General features: G+C 70.4%; 12 protein-coding genes. 4 read left to right on the top strand and 8 right to left on the bottom strand.

Annotated features, from left to right (window positions below; genetic code table 11):
- Positions 1 to 50: 50 nt before the first annotated feature.
- Complete coding sequence (locus OIE47_RS29405; RefSeq protein WP_326557765.1) at positions 51 to 2,009, bottom strand: amino acid transporter; 1,959 nt, start codon at positions 2,007 to 2,009, stop codon at positions 51 to 53.
- A gap of 258 nt (positions 2,010 to 2,267) precedes the next feature.
- On the opposite strand from OIE47_RS29405, the gene OIE47_RS29400 reads away from it, so the two are divergent.
- Complete coding sequence (locus tag OIE47_RS29400) at positions 2,268 to 2,666, top strand: hypothetical protein (protein WP_326557764.1); 399 nt, start codon at positions 2,268 to 2,270, stop codon at positions 2,664 to 2,666.
- Here OIE47_RS29400 and OIE47_RS29395 read toward each other — a convergent pair.
- Both OIE47_RS29395 and OIE47_RS29390 read right to left on the bottom strand, forming a co-directional pair.
- Positions 2,649 to 5,771, bottom strand: coding sequence for a non-ribosomal peptide synthetase (locus OIE47_RS29395; RefSeq protein ID WP_326563277.1), 3,123 nt, complete (start codon positions 5,769 to 5,771; stop codon positions 2,649 to 2,651). The genes OIE47_RS29400 and OIE47_RS29395 overlap by 18 nt on opposite strands.
- 70 nt (positions 5,772 to 5,841) lie before the next feature.
- Complete coding sequence (locus OIE47_RS29390; RefSeq protein WP_326557763.1) at positions 5,842 to 7,335, bottom strand: condensation domain-containing protein; 1,494 nt, start codon at positions 7,333 to 7,335, stop codon at positions 5,842 to 5,844.
- Positions 7,336 to 7,596: 261 nt separating this feature from the next.
- On the opposite strand from OIE47_RS29390, the gene OIE47_RS29385 reads away from it, so the two are divergent.
- Positions 7,597 to 8,712, top strand: a complete 1,116-nt coding sequence (locus OIE47_RS29385) for a winged helix DNA-binding domain-containing protein (RefSeq protein ID WP_326557762.1) — start codon at positions 7,597 to 7,599, stop codon at positions 8,710 to 8,712.
- A 21-nt stretch (positions 8,713 to 8,733) separates the two neighbouring features.
- Here OIE47_RS29385 and OIE47_RS29380 read toward each other — a convergent pair whose 3' ends face one another.
- From OIE47_RS29380 to OIE47_RS29360, 5 genes are all read right to left on the bottom strand, one after another.
- Positions 8,734 to 9,147, bottom strand: coding sequence for a VOC family protein (locus tag OIE47_RS29380; RefSeq protein ID WP_326557761.1), 414 nt, complete (start codon positions 9,145 to 9,147; stop codon positions 8,734 to 8,736).
- Between the two features lie 49 nt (positions 9,148 to 9,196).
- A complete protein-coding gene (locus tag OIE47_RS29375) occupies positions 9,197 to 9,796 on the bottom strand; it encodes a hypothetical protein (RefSeq protein WP_326557760.1) in 600 nt (199 codons plus the stop codon).
- A 159-nt stretch (positions 9,797 to 9,955) separates the two neighbouring features.
- Positions 9,956 to 10,489 carry a rhodanese-like domain-containing protein gene (locus OIE47_RS29370; protein ID WP_326557759.1) on the bottom strand — a complete coding sequence of 178 codons (534 nt, stop codon included), beginning with the start codon at positions 10,487 to 10,489 and terminating at the stop codon, positions 9,956 to 9,958.
- Positions 10,486 to 11,280 carry a hypothetical protein gene (locus OIE47_RS29365; RefSeq protein ID WP_326557758.1) on the bottom strand — a complete coding sequence of 265 codons (795 nt, stop codon included), beginning with the start codon at positions 11,278 to 11,280 and terminating at the stop codon, positions 10,486 to 10,488. Before OIE47_RS29365 ends, OIE47_RS29370 begins: the two co-directional genes overlap by 4 nt.
- Positions 11,281 to 11,525: 245 nt before the next feature.
- Complete coding sequence (locus OIE47_RS29360) at positions 11,526 to 15,248, bottom strand: M12 family metallo-peptidase (protein WP_326557757.1); 3,723 nt, start codon at positions 15,246 to 15,248, stop codon at positions 11,526 to 11,528.
- A 334-nt stretch (positions 15,249 to 15,582) separates the two neighbouring features.
- Between OIE47_RS29360 and OIE47_RS29355 the strand changes: the two genes are divergently transcribed.
- Entirely contained in the window at positions 15,583 to 16,524 is a 942-nt protein-coding gene (locus OIE47_RS29355) for an NmrA/HSCARG family protein (RefSeq protein WP_326557756.1), read from the top strand.
- A 263-nt stretch (positions 16,525 to 16,787) separates the two neighbouring features.
- Positions 16,788 to 17,108 (top strand): hypothetical protein, encoded by a 321-nt coding sequence (locus OIE47_RS29350; protein WP_326557755.1) that lies wholly within the window; start codon positions 16,788 to 16,790, stop codon positions 17,106 to 17,108.
- The last annotated feature ends 21 nt before the right edge of the window (positions 17,109 to 17,129 follow it).

Raw genomic sequence — 17,129 nt, 5'->3', positions numbered from 1 at the left:
CGATTCCGGTCCGCCGGGCGGGGCGGACATAGGTCCCGCATGCCCGTCGGTCAGCCGACGTGGACCAGGGGGCGGCGACGCCGGTCCGGTTCGGCCTGACGGAGCACCTCACGGGTCAGCGGGGCAACCTCGCCGTCACCGAAGAAGAGGTACCGGAGCAGGTACATCAGCGGGTTTCCCTCGGTCCAGGCAAAGTAGATGTGCGGCAGCTTCCCGGTCGTGTCCCGGATGTGCAGCAGAAGGCCGGCGATGGCGTTGGCGATGCTGGCGCCCTCGATCCGAAGGATCCGGTACCCGAACCGCTCCTCGCCGGTGACGATCAGTTCCGATTCGAACTCGGACGGGTCGCGGACGGTCACCTCGAGGAAGAGGACCGGCTCGCCGGCCGGGATGTGGTTGTCGTGACGCTGCTCGGCCTCCTTCTCCCGGTACTCGGTCTCGTCGCGCTCGTTCGGCTCGTTCGCGATGATGTGGATCTCCCCACGCTCGACCACGTCGGCGAGGAACTGTTGCGCCACCGGGTCCAGGTGCACACCGGTGACCCGCAACTCGGTCGCCCGGAACACCCGGGACAGGATGGAGGTGGCGATGATCGCGGCGATGAACAGCGAGGCGATCCGAACACCGTCGGGACGTTCGATCACGTTCGCGACCGTGGTGTAGCCGAGCACCACCGTGATCAGCGCGAACGCCACGGTCGCCGCACGGCGGCGGCGACGGCGCGAGGACAGGGTGACGGCGAGCGCGGCCGAGGTGATCAGCACCAGGACCCCGGTCGCGTACGCGCCGCCCTGGGCGGTGACGTCGGCCTCGAAGACCACCGTGATCAGGAACGCGATCAGGGTGAAGACCAGCACCAGCGGGCGTACCGCGCGGCTCCAGTCGGGCGCCATGCCGTACCGGGGCAGATACCGGGGTACGAGGTTGAGCAGCCCGGCCATGGCCGACGCGCCGGCGAACCAGAGGATCAGCACCGTGCTGATGTCGTAGATGGTGCCGAACCCGTTGCCGACGTACTGGTGGGCGAGGAAGGCCAGCGCCCGCCCGTTGGCCTCACCGCCGGCTTCGAACTCCCGGTGCGGGATGAGCACGGTGGTGACGAAGCTGCTGGTGATGAGAAAGACGCTCATGATGATCGCGGCGGTGGTGAGCAGCCGGTGTGCGCCCCGGATCCGCGCCTCCGGCCGGCGCGGGATGTCGCTGGGGTGTCCCTTGATCAACGGCATGACGGCCACCCCGGTCTCGAAGCCGGACAGGCCGAGGGCCAGCCGGGGGAAGACCAGCAGGGCGACCACCAGGATGCCGAGCACGTCGGGATGTTCGTTGAACAGCAGCCGCCGCCAGTCCGAGACCAGACCGGGGTTGGCCAGCAGGTGCCCGAACGACACGACGATCACGACGAGGTTCAGCAGCAGGTAGACGCCGACCAGCACCACCGCGATCCCGATGGCCTCCTTGAAGCCCTTGAGGAAGACCGCCCCGAGCAGGGCGATCAGCACCAGGGTGATCTCGACCTGCAGGCCGCCCAGCGACTCCGGCAGGTACGGGTTCTCCATGATGTGCGCGCTGGCGTCGGCCGCGGAGAGCGTGATCGTGATGATGAAATCGGTGGCGGCGAACCCGAGCAGGGCCAGGACGAGCAGCTTGCCGTTCCAGCGCGGCAGGAGGCGCTCCAGCATGGCGATCGACCCCTGACCGTGCGGACTCTCCCGGGCCACCCGCCGGTAGACCGGCAGGGCGCCGAACAGGGTCAGTGCCACCAGCACCAGGGTGGCGATCGGCGAGATCACCCCGGCGGCCAGGGCGGCGATGCCGGGCTGGTAACCGAGGGTGGAGAAGTAGTCCAGGCCGGTCAGGCACATGACGCGCCACCACGGCCGTTGGTGCTCGACGCTCTCGGTGGTGTACGGCCCGCTGGCCCTCCCCGGTTGCAGACCGTGCAGCAGCCAGCGGCGCAGCCCACCAACGGGCCGCCCCGCTCCCGGCTCCTCCATCGTCTGACCCGCCACGTCGTTTTCCCCCGCTCGGGCGGCCAATCGCCCCGCCGCGAGCCATCGTCACCCGGCTCGGACCGCCGCCGTGGAGAAACCGACCATCCGGGGGCACGGGGCGGCAGGATCGGCCCTACGGGCGCTCGGGACCGGGCGGCCGGTACCCGTTTCGGGGGCTGGCAAACGTCGAGGCTGCTCCGGTGTCGTTCGCATGACCGGGGTGGGAGTGGGCACACACACGGGCACCGCTACAGACCCGTCAGCGAGGTGAGAGTCATGGCCGCGAAGAAGCAGTCCACGACGAACGGCGAGGCGGTGAACGCCGGGGAGGGCGGGCCGGAGTCGGTCGGCCCGTGGGGCACGACCCGTGGCCTCGGCCAGGACGCGCCCTGGGGGGTCGAGGAGGACTCCCCGATCGACGAGGGCAGCGAGCCGACTGCGGTCAGCGAGGGACGGCGGGGCGAACGCCGGGCCGGCGAGCCGGCCGCCGCGGGCGGCGACGGCCTCGGTACGGTCGAGCCGACCCCGTTCCACGAGGGCGGACCGGGCCTGACCCCCGACACGCCGGGGCGTCACTCTTTCCCGGACGAGAGTTCGACCGGCTCCCTGGCCGACAACCCGATCGAGGAGGAGACCGGCATGCGCCCGGAGGGGACCTCACGCGGAAAGGGCTGACCCGCCCTCCCCGTGGAGCAGGTCCTCGATCGCCTCGGCGAAGCCCTCCAGGGTCGGCCGTACGAACAGGATGCGGATCGGTACGTCCCGTTCCAGTGCGGCGCCGAGTCGGGCGACCGCCTTGGTGGCGAGCAGGGAGTGGCCGCCGAGGTCGAAGAAGTCGTCCAGTGCCCCGACGCGCTCCCGTCCGAGCACCTCACCCCAGGTCGCCGCCACCAGTTCCTCGATCTCCGTACGCGGTGCGACGTAGTCGTGCACCTCGGGGTCGTCGAGCTCTCCGGTGGGTAGGTTGCGTCGGTCGATCTTGCCGGCGGTGTTCAACGGCAACGCGTCCAACACCATCACCTGCCCCGGAACCATGTACCCCGGCAATGCCTCCGCCAGATACGACCGCAACTGCCGCCCCGACGGTGACTCACCCGACGCCGCAGGCGACACGTAACCCACCAGACGGGCATCCTCCCCCTTACCCGCCACCACCACCGCCGCCTGACCGACGAGAGGATGCTCCACGAGACGGGCCTCGACCTCACCCAACTCGATCCGGTACCCCCGCACCTTCACCTGATGGTCCACCCGACCCAGGAACTCCAACCCCCCACCCCGCAACCACCGGACCCGGTCCCCCGTCCGATACAACCGCCCACCCGGCGCCCCGTACGGATCAGGAACGAACCGGCCAGCGGTCAAACCCGCCCGCCCCACGTACCCCCACGCCACACCCGCCCCGCCGATGACCAACTCACCCGGCACCCCGACCGGCACCGGCCGCAACCCCCGATCCACCACGTACACCTGGGTGTTACCGATCGGCGCACCCAACGACACCCCACCCACCCCGACCGGTACCTCCGCCAACGTCGACCAGATCGTCGTCTCCGTCGGCCCGTACACATTCACCAACCGCGACACCCGCGACCGCAACTCCCGACCCAACCCCACCGGCAACTCCTCACCACCGGTCAACCCCACCACACCCGGGAAATCGAAACCCGCATCAAGCAACATCCGCCACCCCGACGGCGTCGCCTGCACAAACGACACCCCCTCCGCCCGCACCAACCGCACAATCGCCGCACCATCCTTCACCCGCTCCTCCGGGACCAACACCAGACGGGCACCGACCACCAACGGAAGGAACAACTCCAACCCACTGATGTCAAACGACAACGACGTCAACCCCAACCACACATCCGACGAACCAGAACCCAACGCGTCCCGCATCGACAACAACAGGTTCGTCAACGCCGAATGCGGCACCCCCACACCCTTCGGCCACCCCGTCGACCCCGACGTATACAACAAATACGCCAACGCACCCGGATCAACCGACTCCACAATGGGCTCGGCCGACTCCGCCTCGATCTCCACCGCGTCCCGGTCCAACCAGAGGATTCGGCCCGGATCGGCGTCATCCATGGCGACGTTCCGTTGTGTCACCACGAAGCCGGCGCGGGAGTCGGTGAGCAGCCACGACATCCTGGCCGGCGGCAACCCCGGGTCCAACGGCAGGTACGCCGCACCACACCGCCACACCGCCAGCAACACCGCCAACACGTCCGGTGTCCGGTGCAGACAGACGCCGACCACCGAACCCGGCTCGACCCCCGATCGCCGCAGATACCGGGCGATCCGATTGGCCCGCTCGTCCAAGGAGCGGTACGTCCAGGAATCCACCGCCAACGCGCCCGGAGCAGCCGCGACCCGCGGCCCGAACAACGACAGAACCGTCCCCGAGTACGGACGACGCGGACCCTGACCCCGCGCCAGAACCGACCGCAACCCGACCGCGTCATCCATCGGCAGCTCCGACACCCGCCGATCCACATCCTCCGTACACGCCCGCAACAACACCTCGAACCGACGCAACATCGCGCTGACGGTCTCCTCGGTGAACAGTCCGGTGTCGTAACGCGCCGTCATCGCCAGCCCGGTCGGTGTGATCCAGGCGTCCACCACCAGGTCGAACAGGGTCTGCACCACGCCGACGGTGAACGGGCCGCCGGACACGTTGGGCAGGATGGAGACCTTCGACTGGCCCTGGGTGTGCAGGACGAACATGGTCTCGAACAACGGCGTACGACTCACGTCGCGGGTCACGTCCAGCTCGCTGACCAACCGCTCGAACAGGACCTCCTGGTGGGCGTACGCCTCCAGGGCGGTGCTCCGAGTGCGCCGGAGTAGTTCGCGTACGGTGGGGTCGCCGGAGAGGTCACCCCGCAGGACCAGGGTGTGCACGAAGTACCCGACGAGCGGTTCCAGCTCGGCGCGGGAACGCCCGGCGCTGGCCGTACCGACACAGACATCGTCCTGACCGGCGTGCCGCCCCAGCAGGACCTGGTAGCCGGCGAGCAACACCATGAACAACGTGCACCGCTGGACCCGGGCCAGCCGTTGCAGGCTGTTCGTGAGTTCACCGTCGAGGTTGTGCCGTACCCGGGCCGTACGCGGGGTCTTGAACAGGGGCCGGGGCAGGTCGGTCGGCAGGTTGAGGGTGGGTACGTCGGCGAGCCGTTCCCGCCAGTACGCGAGATCCTGCTCCACCTTCCCCGCCGGCTGATCCGCCTGCTCACGTACGTAGTCCGCCCAACCGACGGGCAACGCCGGCAGGTCCGGTACGCCACCGTCGACCAGGGCGCCGTAGGCCGTACCGAGTTCGTCGAGCAGGATCGACTGCGAGCTGCCGTCGAAGATCACGTGGTGGACGACCACGACGAGCACCCGGTCGTCGGGGGCCAGGGTCAGCAGGGTCGCCCGGATCAGCGGTCCACGGGCCAGGTCGAACCGGGTGTCGAAGAGTTGGCGGCCGATCTCGCGGGCCCGCTCCTCGCGCAGCGACTCCGGCTCCCCGGTCAGGTCCAGCCGTTCGAGGTCGAACGCGCACGGGTCGGCGATCACCTGGACCGGCACACCGGCACGGTCGAGGAACGTCGCCCGCAGCGCCTGGTGCCGGGAGGTGACCACGGTGAACGCCCGGGCGAGCAGGTCGGAGTCGACCGGTCCGCGCAGGCGCCGGGCGAAGGCGATGTTGTTCGGCTGTCCCGGATCGAACCGGTCGAGGAACCAGAGTCGTTCCTGCGCAGGCGACAGCGGCACCTCGGTCATGGTCACGCCACACTCCCCATCGACACACACGTCGGTTCGGTTGACAACTGGCCGCCGTCACGGCCGCTGGTTACCGCCACGGCCACGGCACGTTCCCGAACGCCGCGTCGACCAGCAGCCGTTCCAGGTCGCGCAGGAAGCGCTCGATCGCGTCCGGGGGCAGGTGCGCGGTGTCCGCGGTGAGGGCCAGACCCACCGCGCCGGGACGGTCGACAACCTCGATCCGGGTACGCCAGGTGAAGGTGTCGAGTCCGTGGGTCCGGTCGAACGACGAGTGGGCCATTGCCGCCCGTACCTCGGCTTCGCCGGTGGCCCGGCCGAACAGGTCGACGTCGGTGGAGAGCCGGATGTCGTTCAGGTAGAGGTGCGGACTCACCCCCACCGCGTACGGGTATCCGGCGGCCCGGAACGCCTCCCGCATCCGGGTCGGGTCGTAGTACGCGTGCCGGTAGGCGTCGAGCGCGGCCCGCCACACCCGAGGCAGGAGGTCCGTGAAGTCGGGCCGGTCGGCCAGGTCCACCACGACCAGCCCGAGCTGGTTGAGCTTCGCGATCGCGTCCCGGTAGCCGTCCATGGCCCGGTTGTTGGCCATCGTGTGGATGCCGACGACGTCGTTGCCGGACCAGGCGGCGCAGACAACCGCCGTGGCCGCCAGCAGGACGGTGGAGCTGGTGACCCGGTGCCGGTCGGCGACCAGCCGGATCGCGGTGTCCGCGGCCGGGGAGGTCAGCACCGCCCGTACCCATCGGGGTGTGAGCGGCGGGCCGAGACGGGGCAGGGTGTCCACGGGCAGGCGGCCGAAGCTCTCCACCCAGTGTGCGACCGCGCGTTCGGCCCGGCGGCGCTGGTCGACGTCCTGCTCCCGGCGGGCGATGTCGGCCGACTGGAGCCCGGCCGGGGTGGCGATGGCCCCGCGCAGCAGCAGTAGCCGCAGGTCCCGCAGCGCCATCTCGGCCGCCTGGAAGTCGACCGTGGTGTGGCTGAAGACCACCGCCACCTGCCGGACCTGCCCGCCGACCAGGACCAGCGCCACCCGTTGCGGCCACTCCAGCGCGTGGTCGAACTGGTGGTCGGCCAACTGCTCGGCCACCGTACGGGCGAGCGCGGCCCCGTCGTGGTCCCCCGCGTCCGATCCGGTCCCCTGCTGCGATCCGGCGTCGGCGTGCACCAGCAGCACGGGCAGCTCGCCCCGGTCCGCCACGACCTGGCACCGCTCCCTGTCGACCAGCCGCAGCCGGGTACGCAGCGAGCCGTGCCGGCCGATCCACGCGCCGACCGACCGCAGCACGTCGACCGGGTCGGCCGGCGCCCGACGGGGCACCGACAGGGTGCGCCGCAGGCTGATCATCACGTATCCCGGACCGTGCCGCTCGATGGCGATCCAGAGCGCCCGCTGTCCCCAGGTCAGTGGTGCGGGCGTCTCCTCGGCACCGACGAAGCCGGTACGGGTCCACTCCGTCCTCGCCCCCGCGACCGAGGGGGCGGGCGGGACCGGTGGGGCCGTGGTGACGGGTCGGGCCGGGGTCACCGGGGGAGGCTGGACCGCGTCCGGGCGTACCGCCATGGCGCCTCTCCACTCCATTGTCGACAGTGCTCGCGGCGGCCACCACCGATCGGGACAGCTCGATCAGACAAGTATCCGTTGATCGGGGCGGCCTTCGAACATCCCTCAAGAAAGCGTTTTCCTGTGACCGATTGGCCGATCCCGCGAGCCGGACGACGGGACCGGGCGGGTAACGGGCCGGCCCCCGTGTCACCCCGAAACTGTCCGACGGGTCTGGCATCCTCGGGGGATGAACCTGCCCCACCCACGGTCGTCGGGCCCGTGGACGAACGTCGCGCTGCCGGACCCGTGGCCGACCGCCGGGCGCGGGCGATCATGACAACACGTCAGGAGATCGGCCTGCTCCGGTTGGCGGCACAGCATCTCGCCGGCCCGGGGCTGACGAGCGCGACCGAGGCGGTGGCCTGGCTGACCGCCGCCCAGGCGCAGGACTTCCCCGGCGCGGTCACCTCGGTTGTCCTGCGTACGGCGGGTGGCACCCGGCAGATGGTAGAGGCCGCGCTCGATCGCGGCGAGATCGTCCGGTCCTGGCCGATGCGCGGCACCCTGCACCTGGTGACGGCCGACGACCTGCCCTGGATCCTGGGGCTCACCACACCCCGGATGGTGGCCCGCGCGGTCGGGCGGCAGGCCCAGCTCGGGCTCGACCCGGCCACCCTGGTCCGGGCCCGGGACCTCGCGGTGGACGCGCTGGCCGGCGGTCGGCGGCTGCGTCGTGACGACCTGCTCGGGGTCTGGAACGCCGCCGGGCTGGTGACAACCGGCCAACGCGGCTACCACCTGCTCTGGTACCTGGCGCAGACCGGTGTCCTCTGCTTCGGCCCCATGCACGACCGCGAGCAACTGATCGTGCTGGTGGACGAGTGGATAACCCGACCGCGCCGACTCGTTCGCGAGGAGGCGCTCGGCGAGCTGGCCCTGCGTTACTTCCGCAGCCACGGCCCAGCCACGGTCAAGGACTTCACCAGGTGGACGAACCTGGTCGCCGCCGACGTACGGGTCGGGCTCGCGCTGGCCCGACCCGCCCTCGTCCGGATCGAGGTCGACGGCGTCGAATACCTGATGGATCCGCGCACCCCGGAGCGGCTCGACACCGACCGGAAGCTGGCCCGAGGGGTCTTCCTCCTGCCCGGCTTCGACGAGTTCATCCTCGGCTACCTGGACCGTGGGGCGGTGCTGCCGGCGGAGTTCGCCGGGCACATCGTGCCGGGCAACAACGGGATGTTCCGACCCACCGTGGTCAGCGACGGTCAGGTGCTCGGCACCTGGGCGCACACCGGCCGGGGCGCGAACCGGACGATCACCGCGACACCGTTTCGCGAGTTTCCGCCTCCGGTTGCCGAGGCCATCCCCCGGGTGCACGCCACCCTGCCCTGACCGGCACGATCGGCGCTCGGGTCACGGCTGGGGCGCTCCGATCGGGGCAGCGTCGAGGTAGAGGAAGGACCACTGGTGTCCGTCGGGGTCGAGAAAACCCCGCATGTACATGAAGCCCTGGTCGACGGGCTCACCCAGGACCTGCCCACCGGCGGCGAGCACCCGGTCGGCAAGGTCGTCGACCTCGTCCCGGCTCTCCGCCGACAGCCCGATGATCACCTCGGCGCTCGTCGCGGTGTCGGTGACGGCCCTCCCGGTGAAGCCCTCGAAGGACGGTGCCACCTGGAGCAGCACGGAAACGTCGTCGCTGACGATCATCCGGGTGCTGTTTCCGTCACTGGACGTCGGGTCGAAGGTGAAGCCGAGCGCACCGAAGAACTCGACGGTTCGCCGCAGGTCCTTCACCGGCAGGTTGACGAACGTCTTCCTGGTCATCGTCGTGGATCCCCTCTCGTCTGGATCGTGTGGGTAACGCATGCTCCGCTCAGCTTTCGAGCACCTGTTTGAGTACGGCCAACCGCTCCCGCCAGTACGCCTTGAGCCGTACCGTCGACTCGCTGTCGGGCAACTTCTCGTGCAGCACGGCCACCTGCGCCTTGGTCTCACCCCTGGCGGTGAAGCCGACCACGATCCGGGCGCCACCATCCGCCCAGTCCGCCCGTAACGACTTCGGTGCGGTGGCCGTACGGACCCGGATGGTGGCGTCGGGCAGCCACCGCCCCCGGATCGTGTCGTCGGCGAAGGCGGCGAAGAGCCGGTCCACCGGCACCGACACGATCTTGGTGACGCTGGCCGCGAAGCCGCCGTCGTGCTGCTGACCGGGTGCGCGCATCCCCCTGGCGTGCTCGTACGCGACGGTGAGGTGTTGCGACCACGACCCGGGGACCTCGTGCTCGTGCACCAGCCAACGGGCGATCTCGGTGTGCGTACGTCCGGTGGCCCCCCAGGTGTCGAGCAGGGCGAACCAGTCGTCGCGGCCCCGCCCGGTGCGCTCGCGTACGGTCTCGTCCGCGATCGGTTGCGCCCCGGCGGTCGGGGCGGTGCTCGGGGCGGGCGGCACCTGGCGGTCGGCCCGGTCGAGCAAGAGGACGCAGGGTCCTCTTTGCCTTCACGAGGCCGGCGGCGTGAGCACCGGAACGGAGGTAGGGCGCAGGACGGCGCCGATCTCACCCTACGCATCGTCGGCTGGTGACGCACGCACCGAACGGGAGCGGCGCCAGGAAATTCCGGCCGGACCCGGCGTTCAGCAGCCGCAGGCGTCGCCGAGCACGGGTGCGGTCAGGTCGTCGACCGGGCGGCGTACCGGACCGGTCGCGCTCTGCACCGCGAAGCCCTCCCGGACCCAGTACTCGTAGCCGCCGAGCATCTCCTTGACGGGGTAGCCGAGCCGGGCGAACTCCAGCGCCGCCCGGGTCGCGCCGTTGCACCCCGGCCCCCAGCAGTAGGTGACCACGGCGGTGCCGGGCGGGATCACGTCCGGCGCCCGGCGCGCGATCTCGGCCCGGGGCAGGTGGACGGCACCGGGCAGGTGCCCCTGCCGCCACGCCGTCTCGTCGCGCGAGTCGACCACCACCAGCCGGGACACGCCGGCCTCCAGGTCGGCGTGGACGTCACTGACATCGGTCTCGAACGCCAGCCGGGCGGCAAAGTGGGCGACCGCGTCGGCCGGCGGTCCGGGCGGGGTACGAAGCACGTTCGAGGTCTCGGGACTCGGGTCCGTCCCGTGGTGCGGGTCCGTATCGGGAAGTGGTTTGGTCCGGGGAAGCAGGTTCGTCATGGGACCGATCGTGGCTGCCCCGGAAAGCCCGGACCAGTGGTGTGCCGGCCACTACCCGCCAAGATCCCGCCAGTTCGTGGCGTCAGGGCCTCCCGCGCCGGGGTGGTGTCGCCGGACGGCGGGTACCGGTGCAGGTACGTGGCGACGCCGTACATGAAGCTGACGGTGCCCAGCATCTCCAGGAGTTCCTCCACGGCGGTGCTGTACGCGTACGCCATCGAGTCGTAACCGGGACCGTTGTCCCAGAGCAGACTGCCGACCACCTCCATGCCGATCGCGCCGCCCACGTAGAGCGCGCCGCCGCCGAGGACGAGCAGCCGTACCGGCCCGGGCAGGTGCCCGAGGAACCGCAGGTAGGCCAGGGCGAAGAGGACGACCAGGGGTGCTGCCACCAGGATCCAGGACAGGTAGAGCACCCCGGTGAGGTCGAACGCGTCCCGCAGCACGTTGGCCGCCTCGTGGATCTGGGTCGCCTCGTCGAGCGCCAGGAAGACGAAGACCAGCGCCAGCAGCTTCCAGTGCCGGGCGAACCGGTCCCCCACCCGACCGGCGGTGATCCCGATCTCGGCCAGCACCAGCGCGCTGAGCAGCAGCAACGACGACGAGAACCAGGTCGGCAGGTTGTGCTCCTGGTCGACGTCGAGGAAGGCGTACACCCAGTCGAAGTGGGCGAACGTCGGCTCCAGCCCTCGGTGCAGGACGTTGACCGTGAGACTCAGCGCGTGCAGCACGGCCACGATCACCAGTAACAGCCGCAGCGTACGGCCGGTGGGCACGATGAGCCTCATCATCGGTCCATCCGGACGACGGGTGCCGAGGTCGATGGATCGGACATCGCGGGAATGTATCCATCGAACATGAGAAACCCGGTTCGGATACCCGGCGGCCACCCGACCGTTGTAGTGCCGTTACCGAGTGTTAACCGGATCGAGGCTGTTCACCCGCAACCAACCGTCCACCGACGAGTGCCGCCGGGCACGAACAAGGGTGGCCGACCGAGGTCGGCCACCCTTGTCTTCCGCGTACGCAGGTGCGGTTACAGGATCAGGATCGTCCCGCCGGACACGTTGATCTCCCCGGTCCGCGCACCGTTCCAGTCGGAGGAGAGCAGCAGCCGCTCACCGTCGGTGAGGGTGATGCCCAGTCCGTCCCTGGAGCTGAGCAGCCCACGGTCGGTCGCGGTCAACCGGAGGGTGAGTCCGGTGCCGACGGCGACCGCCCGGCGCGGATCGGTGACGTCAAACAGGCTGGCCCGGCTCCGCCACTCCAGTACGTCGGCACCGGCGCCGGTACGCGCGCCGAACGACCTGATGTCGGTGCTCCGGACCTCGTAGCGCCGGCCGCCGGACTGGAACGTCACCGTGGCGAGCCCGGTGGCTCCCCCACCGGTCCGGGCCTGGGCCACGAGCAGCGTGAAGTCCGCCCGCGAGCCCCGGTCGAGCGCGTACGCCCCGGCCGACCGGGTCGGGGTGAGCGTGCCCGCCCCGATCACCGCCCGGTTCTCCGCCCGGGTGATCTCGACCCGGGCCGTGGCCGTACCCGTGTAGTTGCCGCCGACCGTCGCCGTGACCTGGTGGTTTCCGACCGGCAGGGTGGCCTCGCAACTCGCCGAGGCCACGGTGGTGTTCGCCGGGTCGACCAACCCGACCACTCCGGTGCAGAGCGTCCGGCCGCCGGCCGCGAACGTCACCGTCGCCGTACGGACGTCACCCGGTCGGGAGTCGGCCGGGGCGCCCGCCACCGCACCGTCCCGGACGGTCGCCCGCAGCGACACGGTGCTTCCGCCACCGTTGCGCCCGTACGCCAGCGTGTCGCCGGTGTACGTCACCTCGGCGTTCTCCCGGACCACCCGGATGGTGAACGTGGTGGTGCCGACTCCGCCGGTCTCGTCCGTCACGGTGACGGTGACCGGATAGTCGCCCGGTGCGCCGGTGGTGTTCCCGGCCACGGTCCACTGCCGGGTGCCCGGACGGGTTCCCGGCTCGGACGGCGCGCCGGGCGCCAGGGACAGCCCGGCGGGCAGCCCGGTCGCGGTCGCCGTCAGCGAACCGCCGTCGCTGTCCGGGTCGGTGGCCCGGACGTGCACCTCCGGCGACAGGCCGTCGCTGTACTGCACGGTCGCGCCGCCGGCCGGTGCGTCGTTGGACACCTCCGGCCCGGCCGTGATGGTGAACTTGTCGTCGTTCAGGTCGAAGAAGACGTTGCCGACCGCCTCGACCCTGATCCGCGCGGTCGTGGTGGCGACGTTCGGCACGGCCACCGTCGCGGTGCCGTCGTTGGCCGTCCGCTCGGCCAGCACGTACGGGAAGGTCGCCCCGTCGTCGGTGGAGAGCGAGATCTTCACCTCGGTCACGCCGATCGGCGCCACGTCGGTGCCGGCCACGTCCCAGGTGACGGCCTGCGCCGATCCCCCGACGGCGGTGCCCGCGACGCCCTGCGAGGTGACCAGGAACGGTCCGGCGGTCGGTGTGACGACCAGGGCGGTGTCCGCGCTGCCGATGCCGCCAGCGCCCGGGTGCCCGTCCCGGGCGGTGAGCCGGAAGTGCATGGTCCGGTTGTTGTCGAAACCGACCCAGTCGCCGGTCGGCAGGAACTCCGAGTAGCAGTCGATCGTGGCGGCCGGCACGTTGGTCGCCCAGCCGGTCGGCGGTGCGGGCGGTGCGGCCGGGCAGGTGCCGGTCTTGGCGTTGGTGTTGTTCGCCGCGATCTGCGCCAGATCCGGGAAGTCGCGGGTGGGGTTCGTGTCCACCGCGTTCAGGCCCGGCGAGTAGTACTCCAGGGTGTCGGTGGGGCTGACCACGGCCGCGGTGCCGAACTGCCGGAACAGCGGGCCGTTGGTCTTGGTGTTGTTGACCAGCGCGGTGCCGGCGGTGCTGCCACCGCTGAGGCCGCCCCGGTCGTTCTGCTCCCACATGTACGTGACGGTGTCGCCGTCCGCGTCGGTCGCGCCGCCGGTGAGGGTGAACGGCGTACGGGCGGGAATGGTGTACGAGGTCGCCACGGTGACCACGGGTGCCCGGTTGGTGGTCTGCTCGACCAGCCACCCGCCGTTGTCCACCGCACCGCCCTTGACCGTCTCCCCGACCGAGCCGGACGCGCCGGTGGCCGCGGTGATGGTGAGCGCTTCGACGTTGACTGCGGCGAGCAGGCCGGCGTTGAAGGTGACCTGGAAACCGGTGTCGTCCAGGGTGCCGGTACCGCCGAACGCCGCGACGGTCACCGTCGCACCTGCCGGCCAGTCCGGGATCGCCTCGATCGCGGCCTTGATCCCGGCGGTGGTGTAGTTGGCACCCCGTACGATCGGCGCCGACTCCCGGCCCGCGTAGCTGATCGTGAACGAGTCGCCGTCGGTGTCGAAGCCGCGCAGCGCGGCGGTCTGCACCTCGTTGATCGCCGGACGGGCGGAGCCGACGAACGTGGTGATCTCGGTGTAGCTGCGCTGCGACCAGTACGGGTCACTGTGCGGCTGGAGGTTGTCCTGCTGGCAGATGCCGGCGTACGCCATGATCGACGAACCGCTGCCCGGCTCGTACGAGTTCGCGGGACTGCGGTTGCCACCCGAGCAGTTGTACTGGGTGCCGTTGAAGGTGTGGTTGCCGGCGAACTGGTGACCGATCTCGTGCGCCACGTAGTCCACCGCGTAGAAGTCACCGACCGGGGTCGGCAGGCCCGTGCAGCCGCGCGCCTTGGTCGCGCCGCCGACCACACCGAGGCCGGCCACGCCGCCGCCGTTGACGCCGAGACCGATGTGGCCGACGTCGTAGTTGCCGGCGCCGACGAGCTGGCCGAGGACGATCTGGTTGCGGCTCAGCGTTCCGCTGCCGCAGGTGGCGACCTGGGCCGGGGTGAAACAGGCGGCCGCGCCGCAGGGACCGTTGGGCTCGGTGGCCAGTGCGGCGGTGTTGAGGTTGGTCTTGTCGGTGTCGTTGACCAGGACGAGCCGGATCGCGGTCTCGTCCTCGTAGACCTGGGTGACCCGGTTGACCAGCGTCACCTTGGCCGCGGTGACGTTCTCCGCGCCGAAGAAGGTGGCGTACGACGGGTCGGTGACCAGGGCCAGCCGGTAGGTGCGCAGGGTGACCGCCGGCCCCGCCACGGCGGGCTCGGCCTGCTCGGTCACCGCGACCGCCGGCTCCTCGTCCTCCAACTCGGCGGGCAGCTCGTCCGGATTGACGAGGTCGTGGCCGTAGTAGCTGGCGTAGACGCTCTGGTCGAGGTGGTAGTACGGGTCGACGAACCAGACGCCCCGCTCGGAGCGGACCGAGGCGTGGAAGCCCAGCGGGGTGAGGTCCGCGCGTACGGTCGCGGTGGTGTCGTCCAGGCCCCGACCGGCGTACGTCCGGATCTCGGGGTGTTCTGCCGCGAGCCCGGCCTCCATTACCGGGGAATCGACCAGTTCGAAGCGCTGGAGGGTGCCCTCCGGGGTCGGCAGCGAGACGACCAGCGGCTGCACCCTGGCCGTGCGGGCGGCGCGTTCCCGGGGTGCCCGGTCCAGGTCGGATTCGAGCAGCGTCCGGTCCAGGCTGAAGCCGGCGAGGCGCTTCGCCTGGATGTCGATCGGCTTGCTGGAACGGGCGGCGGCGAGGTTGCCACCGATTTTCGTCCACGGCGTCCCGGGCTGGGCCGGAGCGGCGGCAGCGGGGGCGGTGTTGACCAGTACCGGAAGCAGCGCGGCGGCCAGGGCGGCCACCACCAGTGCGGTCAGCCGTGGTCGGGGCGCGGCCCGGTCACGGATCGGCGACAACGAGGGGATCGTCAACTCTGTCTCCTTGGGACTCGGGCGCCGGCCCGATGGAGATCGGCGCCGTCTTCACACCCAGGTCCGCCCCGGTGATCACCCGAGCGGATGATCAGACGATAGGCGTCGGAACCGGGCCATGGATAGATCCAACTACGTCACGGCCCCGCGTCGCTGTCCCGCGGTCATCCCTTGTGGACCAGCTAGCTCGTCCGCACCCCGCCCGGCGACCCTTCTGATACCCATGGGGGGTATGACGAACGCCACTCTCCGATCGGGACGAAGAGCGTCGATGCCCACGTTGTGCCGGCTGTAAGCAAGCATCGCCAAACATCGATTGACTTGGGAGCCGGAGATGACCGAGAAGAAGGTAATCGCAGTGGTGGGCGCGACCGGCGCACAGGGCGGCGCAGCGGCTCGCGCGATCCTCGCCGACGGTGAGTTCGCGGTCCGCGCGATCACCCGGAACCCGGATTCGGAACAGGCCCGGGTACTGGCCGACCTCGGCGCGGAGGTGGTCGAGGCCGACCTCTACGACCGGGCCAGCCTGGAAAAAGCGTTCGACGGGGCGTACGGCGCCTTCGCCGTCACCTTCTTCTGGGCGCACATGTCGGCCGAGCGGGAACTGACCGAGGCGAGAAACCTGGCCGAGGCGGCGAAGTTCGCCGACCTGCGGCACGTGGTCTGGTCCACCCTCGAGGACACCCGTGAGTCGATCCCGCTGACCGACGACCGGATGCCGACCCTCGACGGTCGCTTCAAGGTGCCGCACTTCGACGCCAAGGCGGAGGCCGACAGCTTCTTCGCCACCGCCGGAGTGCCGACCACCTACCTGCGTACCACGTTCTACTGGGACAACCTGCTGTCCGGGGTCGGTCCGCAACGCGACGAGAGCGGGCAACTCGTCCTCGGACTGCCGATGCTGGACAGCCGGATCGCCGGGATCACCGCCGAGGACATCGGCAAGTCCGTACTCGGGATCCTCAAGAGCGGCACCGACCTGGTGGACCGTACGGTGGGCATCGCCGGTGAGTTCCTGACCGGCACCGAGATCGCCGCGACGTACAGCAGGGTCCTCGGTGAGGAGGTCGTCTACCGGCCGCTCACGCACGACGCGTACCGCGCCCTCGGCTTCCCCGCCGCCGTCGAGTACGGCAACATGTTCCAGTACTACGCCGAGTTCCCGGAGGCCTTCCTCGGGCGGCGCGACCTCGGGTTCACCCGTACGGTCAACCCGTCGGTGCAGACGCTGGAGCAGTTCCTGACCGCCCACCGCAACGAGCTGACCGCCGGATAACCAATCGAAGCGCGACACCGGTGCGCCTTCCGGTGCCCTCGGGCGCCTGACCGCCGTCGGCTCTCGATACGGCCGGGTCGACCAACGATCCGGCCGTATCGCCGCTTCCGCGTCAACCGGTGGTCCATGGCAGCTTCTGGCTACTTCCAGTACGGCGGCGCCCACCCGTGACAACCGCTGTTCGCACGAGGGCAGCCACACTTCGGACCCGGGTTCCGGAAAACTGGTGTCGAGGCGATCGAGGGGCCTGACACACTGGCCCGATGCCGGAGCGGATCATGTTCGTGCAGCTGAAGACCGGGCACAACACCGACCGTGGCCCGGCCTGGATCAGCCGGGTGCGCTTCTCCAAGAGCTGGCAGACCGCCTACTGGCACGGTCACACGCTCCGCCGCGGACAGGGCATGGCCGACGCCAACTTCTACAACGTCGAGACTCACGAGGAGTACTGGCTGTCGGGACCGCACCGCGACCGGGCCGACGTCCGCTACAGCAACGTCCGACCACAGATCGACGACGACGTCCGTGAGGTGTACGAGGCGTTCCTGGGAGGGGCGCCCCTCCCCGGCCGGCATCACGGCTGACCGAGCATGTCCCTGACGGAG

The organism is Micromonospora sp. NBC_01796 (assembly GCF_035917455.1).
Classification (GTDB): Bacteria; Actinomycetota; Actinomycetes; order Mycobacteriales; family Micromonosporaceae; genus Micromonospora_G.
This window is presented reverse-complemented; position numbering and strand designations above follow the sequence as displayed.